The 6,217-nt window shown below is 40.5% G+C and carries 5 protein-coding genes; 3 read left to right on the top strand and 2 right to left on the bottom strand.

The window, feature by feature from the left end; all coding sequences use genetic code 11:
• Nucleotides 1–220: 220 nt before the first annotated feature.
• Together groL and groES are read right to left on the bottom strand one after the other, a co-directional pair.
• The gene (gene groL, locus BZK24_RS05035; RefSeq protein WP_077656769.1) at nt 221–1,861 is read right to left on the bottom strand and encodes a chaperonin GroEL; all 1,641 of its coding nucleotides are present in this window, start codon (nt 1,859–1,861) and stop codon (nt 221–223) included.
• A gap of 25 nt (nt 1,862–1,886) precedes the next feature.
• Nucleotides 1,887–2,243, bottom strand: coding sequence for a co-chaperone GroES (gene groES / locus BZK24_RS05030; protein ID WP_000671931.1), 357 nt, complete (start codon nt 2,241–2,243; stop codon nt 1,887–1,889).
• A gap of 286 nt (nt 2,244–2,529) precedes the next feature.
• Between groES and dnaG the strand changes: the two genes are divergently transcribed.
• The 3 genes from dnaG to BZK24_RS05010 all read left to right on the top strand — a co-directional run bounded on the left by dnaG (nt 2,530) and on the right by BZK24_RS05010 (nt 6,178).
• A complete protein-coding gene (dnaG, locus tag BZK24_RS05020) occupies nt 2,530–4,209 on the top strand; it encodes a DNA primase (RefSeq protein ID WP_077656768.1) in 1,680 nt (559 codons plus the stop codon).
• A complete protein-coding gene (locus BZK24_RS05015) occupies nt 4,206–5,258 on the top strand; it encodes an MnmA/TRMU family protein (RefSeq protein ID WP_000809432.1) in 1,053 nt (350 codons plus the stop codon). Before dnaG ends, BZK24_RS05015 begins: the two co-directional genes overlap by 4 nt.
• Before the next feature lie 92 nt (nt 5,259–5,350).
• A complete protein-coding gene (locus tag BZK24_RS05010) occupies nt 5,351–6,178 on the top strand; it encodes a DUF5718 family protein (RefSeq protein ID WP_077656767.1) in 828 nt (275 codons plus the stop codon).
• The last annotated feature ends 39 nt before the right edge of the window (nt 6,179–6,217 follow it).

Below are 6,217 nucleotides of genomic sequence, written 5' to 3'. Positions count from 1 at the left end.
TTTTTTTTGTCATTTGGAGAAAATTTTAGAATTTTGCATTTTTGCACGTTTGTTTGGGTGGTATTGGAAAGGGTTTTTAGGTTTTGTTTTAATGGAGTGCTAATGATAAAAGCTTAACAGAGATTTTTTGTTGTGCGTTTTTAAAAGCGAGCGGTTCTGTCAAATAAAAGCCCCCAAAAAGAGAGCTTTTATATCAAGAGAAGAAGAAAAGCAAGGGGGCTTACATCATGCCGCCCATGCCTCCCATTCCGCCCATGCCGCCCATATCAGGCATTGCTGGGGCCGCTTTTTCTTCTTTGATTTCATGCACGGTGGCTTCTGTGGTTAAAAGCAGGCTTGAAACCGAAACCGCATTTTGTAAAGCGATCCTTTCTACTTTTAAGGGGTCAATAATGCCTTCTTTAAACATATCCACATACTTGCCATTGCTAGCGTTAAAACCAAAATGCCCTTCGTGTTTTTCTACTTCATTCACGACCACACCGCCATCATAACCGGCATTGATAGCGATTTGAGCTAATGGGGCTTTAATGGCGCGCATGATGATTTCATAGCCCACTTTTTCATCATCGTGTAAATTCAAATGCACTTTTTGAGCCGCGCGAATGAGAGCCGCACCGCCGCCAATCACAATGCCTTCTTCAACCGCCGCTTTAGTCGCGCTCAACGCGTCATCCACCCGGTCTTTTTTCTCTTTCATTTCCACTTCACTCGCAGCGCCCACTTTAATCACAGCCACACCGCCAGAGAGTTTAGCCAACCTTTCTTGCAATTTTTCTTTGTCATAATCGCTTGTCGTGCTTGCGATTTGGGTTTTGATTTGCGCGACTCTGTCTTTAACGTCATCGCTATGGCCTTTGCCATCTACGATCGTGGTGTTGTCTTTGTCAATCACAATCCTTCCGGCTTTGCCTAAAAACTCCACTTCAGCGTTTTCTAAACTCAAGCCTAATTCTTCGCTGATGACTTGACCGCCGGTTAAAATAGCGATGTCTTTGAGCATTTCTTTTCTTCTGTCCCCAAAGCCTGGAGCTTTGACCGCTGCGATATTCAACACGCCTCTTAATTTATTCACCACTAGAGTCGTTAAAGCTTCGCCCTCAATGTCTTCAGCGATGATTAAAAGCGGTTTGCCCTCTTTCATGGTTTTTTCTAGTAGCGGGAGAATGTCTTTCATGCTAGAGATTTTTTTATCCGTTAAAAGGATGTAAGCGTTATCCAATTGAGCGGTCATTTTCTCAGTGTTCGTTACAAAATAAGGGGAGAGATAGCCTCTATCAAATTGCATGCCTTCTACAACATCCAATTCGTCTTCAATGCCCTTAGCTTCTTCAACGGTGATCACGCCGTCTTTACCCACTTTTTCCATAGCGTCAGCGATGAGTTTCCCGATATTGTGATCCGAGTTGGCAGAAATGGTCGCTACTTGGGTGATTTCTTCTTTACCGCCCACTTTTTTGCTGGCTTTTTTAAGCTCATTAATGATCGCTTCAGCGGCTTTGTCCATGCCTCGTTTCACTTCAATAGGGTTAGCCCCAGCCGTGATATTCCTCAAACCTTCTTTAAAAATGCTATAAGCCAGCACGGTCGCTGTGGTTGTGCCATCGCCGGCAGCATCAGCGGTTTTGCTCGCTACTTCTTTAACGAGTTGAGCGCCCATGTTAGCCACCGGGCAACTTAATTCAATCTCTTTAGCCACGCTCACGCCATCTTTAGTGATGCTTGGAGCACCATAGCTTTTTTGAATCAACACGTTCCTGCCTCTTGGCCCCATGGTAACTTTAACAGCGTCATGGAGTTGTCTCACGCCTTCAAATAGAAGGTTTCTCGCGCTATCTGAAAATTTAATTTCTTTTGCCATTGTGTATCCTTAATAATAATGTTTGTTAGTGTTTTTTGTGATCATGACAGCAAGCTTCATGCTCTTTAGCATGTTTATGGTCATGATTGTCTGTATGACAGCAAGAGCCTGAGCCCACAATGCCTAGAATGTCTTCTAATTCTAGCACCATGTATTCAGTGCCGTCTAAAACGATTTCTGCGCCTTTGTATTTGCCAAAAGCGATCACATCGCCTTCTTTAACGCATTTGCAACCCTCGCTGATTTTATGGCTAACAGCTTTGACTACGCCCATTAAAGGCTTTTCTTTAGCGTTATCAGGGATGATGATGCCTGAACTGGTTTTGTTCTCTTCTTCAAGTCTTTCTACTAAGACCCTTTCTCCTAATGGTTGAAACTTCATTTCAGTTCTCCTAAGTTTTGATAAATAAAATAGAAATTTAGCGCTTATTGTTATTAAGCGACACAACTATAGCGCATTTTTAGGGATAAGTCAAGCCATAAAACCAAAGCTAAGATTGTAATTATAAGGATTATTAAGTCTATTTATATCAAGTTTCATTAGTTTAAAAATATAAGGATTAGAAAAAGGGGCGTTATTAACAAACCTTTTTGAAGATTTTATTTATTGAGTATAATCCCTTTTGAGAAAGTCAAACCAAAAAAGCCCGTTGGAGAAAGCATGAAAAATGATTCTTAAAAGTTCCATTGATCGCCTTTTACAAACGATAGATATTGTAGAAGTCATTAGCTCTTATGTGGATTTGAGGAAATCAGGTTCGAATTACATGGCTTGTTGCCCGTTTCATGAAGAAAGGAGCGCGAGTTTTAGCGTCAATCAAATTAAAGGGTTTTACCATTGCTTTGGGTGTGGGGCGAGCGGGGATAGCATTAAATTTGTGATGGAGTTTGAAAAGCTTTCGTTTGTGGAAGCGCTTGAGAAATTAGCCCACCGATTCAATGTAGCTTTAGAGTATGACAAAGGCGTTTATTACGATCATAAAGAAGACTACCACCTTTTAGAAATGGTGAGTTCGTTGTATCAAGAAGAGCTTTTTAACGCCCCGTTTTTTTTGAATTATTTGCAAAAAAGAGGGCTTAGCCTAGAGAGCATCAAAGCGTTTAAATTAGGCTTATGCACGAATAGAATTGATTACGGCATTGAAAATAAAGGCTTGAATAAGGACAAGCTCATTGAATTAGGCGTGCTAGGCAAGAGCGATAAAGAGGATAAAACCTATTTGCGCTTCTTGGATCGCATCATGTTCCCTATTTATAGCCCTAGCGCTCAAGTGGTGGGTTTTGGAGGGCGCACCTTAAAAGAAAAAGCGGCTAAGTATATCAATTCGCCCCAAAATAAGCTTTTTGATAAATCCAGTTTGCTCTATGGCTATCATTTGGCTAAAGAACACATCTATAAACAAAAGCAAGTCATTGTAACAGAGGGGTATTTGGATGTGATTTTATTGCACCAAGCGGGTTTTAAAAACGCCATAGCCACGCTTGGGACAGCTTTAACGCCATCGCATTTGCCCTTGCTTAAAAAAGGCGATCCAGAAATTCTCTTAAGCTATGATGGGGATAAGGCAGGGCGGAATGCGGCTTATAAAGCGAGTTTGATGTTGGCTAAAGAGCAAAGGAGGGGGGGTGTGATTTTGTTTGAAAACAACCTAGACCCAGCGGATATGATCGCTAATGGCCAGATTGAAACCTTAAAAGACTTGTTATCGCGCCCCATGGCTTTTATTGAATTTGTTTTAAGGCGCATGGCGGGTTCTTATGTTTTAGACGATCCTTTAGAAAAAGATAAGGCTCTTAAAGAAATGTTAGGGTTTTTAAAAAACTTTTCCTTGCTTTTACAAAGCGAATACAAGCCCTTAATCGCCACGCTTTTGCAAGCGCCTTTGCATGTTTTAGGGATTAGAGAGCGAGCCTCTTTTCAGCCTTTTTACCCCAAAACAGAAAAACCCAATCGCCCTCAAAAGTTCGCTCATGTTTCTAACACGCTCAGTTTGGAATTTTTAGAAAAATTAGTGATCCGCTATCTTTTAGAAGACAGAAGCTTGTTGGATTTGGCGGTGGGTTATATCCATAGTGGGGTATTCTTGCATAAAAAACAAGAATTTGACGCTTTGTGTCAAGAAAAATTGGACGACCCTAAATTAGTTGCGTTATTATTAGATGCGAATTTACCCCTAAAAAAAGGGGGTTTTGAAAAGGAATTGCGTTTGTTGATTTTGCGCTATTTTGAGCGGCAACTCAAAGAAATCCCTAAAAGTTCGCTCCCTTTTAGCGAAAAAATGATCTGTTTAAAAAAGGCTCGCCAGGCCATTATGAAATTAAAACAAGGAGAATTAGTCGCCATATGAAACAAATAAAAGCTTTAGCCCTATTTAGTGGGGGGTTGGATAGTTTGTTGTCCATGAAATTGCTCATCGATCAAGGCATTGAAGTAACCGCTTTGCACTTCAATATAGGGTTTGGGGGGAATAAAGATAAAAGAGAGTATTTTGAAAACGCCACTGCGCAAATCGGGGCTAAGCTCCTAGTGTGCGATATTAGAGAGCAGTTTTTTAACGATGTGTTGTTCAAGCCCAAATACGGCTATGGGAAATATTTCAACCCTTGCATTGATTGCCATGCCAACATGTTTAGGAACGCTTTTTATAAAATGCTTGAATTGGATGCGGATTTTGTTTTGAGCGGGGAGGTGCTAGGGCAACGCCCTAAATCCCAAAGGAAAGAAGCGCTCAATCAGGTGAGGAAATTAGTCAGAGAGGTGGGCGAAGAGGCGCGTTTTGATCTTATTTTAGATCGAACGCAAGCAGGCGGTGAAAAACCGCAATTTTTAGATGAATTGCTCTTAAGGCCCATGAGCGCTAAACTCTTAGAGCCTACTTTTATGGAAAAAAAGGGTTTTGTTGATAGAGAAAAGCTTTTAGATGTGAGTGGTAGGGGGCGCACTAGGCAATTGCAAATGATCAAAGATTACGGCTTGAAATATTATGAAAAGCCAGGTGGGGGGTGCTTGCTTACGGATATTCAAGTGAGTAATAAGATTAAGAATTTGAAAGAATACAGAGAAATGGTGTTTGAAGATGGCGTGATTGTCAAAAACGGGCGTTATTTTATCTTACCCCATAACGCTCGTTTGGTGGTGGCAAGGAATGAAGAAGAAAACCATAAGCTAGACATTGAGCACCCCTTAATGGATAAGATTGAATTATTAAGCTGTAAAGGCCCTTTGAGTTTAGTGGATAAAAACGCCAGCAAAGAAGATAAAGAATTAGCCGGTCGTATCGCTTTAGGCTATGCTAAGACTTTAAAAAATCAAGCTTATCTCATTCAAATAGGGAACGAAAAGCACGAACTTTACCCTTTGGATAAAGAGAGCGCTAGGGAATATTTGTTCGCTTGAAAGGGGGTTTTTGAGAGTTTTTAGGGGTTTTCTTTTTATGCTATAATGGAAAAAGTTCTGATCAGCGTTAAGCGATTTGCTAGGAGGTTTGTATGCAAGAGTTTTTAGGTTTTGGTGTGGTGGGGAATTTTGCAGGGCATTTGGAGCAAGCAGGAGAGAGTCATAGTTTTATTAACATGAAAAGCGAAGAAAAGGACGCTCCTAAGGGGTTATTCCCTTTTTATATCCCCTATGAGAATTGCTATTTGGGGCGTTGTTGCATTGATAACCATAAGATTATTTTGCCTAATGATTTGAATTTAAAGGTGCAAGCAGAGCCAGAAATCGCTTTAGAATGCGATGTTAAGTATGATGAAAAACATTTGGTAACCAAGCTTGTGCCTAATTTTTTCATGGCGTTTAACGACGCTTCTGTGCGCAATCTAGACGCCGCAAAGCTCTCTCAAAAAAAGAATTTTTCACCAGCTTCTAAAGGTATAGGGCAGAAATTGCCTATTGATAGGTTTGTTTATGGGGGGGTGTGCAACAATTTCTCTATCGCGTCTTTTTTGAAATACGGTAATGTTTGGCACATCTATGGGGAAAACAGCAAATTGCTCAAATACGAATTTTTTTATCAAAAGCTTTTAGATTGGATCAAAGACAGATTGAACCACCAACAAGATGGCGATTCTTTAGAGGCTTTAAGGCCTTTTTTAGAGCGCCATAATTTCCCTACTAAAATGATTTTTGCGATTGGGGCTACCCCTTATATGCCTTTTGCGCAAGAGCATTTTTTACAAAAAGGCGATGAGGTGGTGATTATCGCTTACAACCATTTGCAATATAGTTTTGAAAAGATTCAAAATCTCTTAGAAGAGGACACCCTACAAACCAAAGAACACGCTAATCTTTCTTATGTCTATCAAATCGTAGAATAGTAAGGCTTTTACCTCTTTGGCTTTGCTTTTTTACCCTTT

This window comes from Helicobacter pylori (assembly GCF_001998165.1).
Lineage (GTDB): Bacteria > Campylobacterota > Campylobacteria > Campylobacterales > Helicobacteraceae > Helicobacter > Helicobacter pylori_DL.
This window is presented reverse-complemented; position numbering and strand designations above follow the sequence as displayed.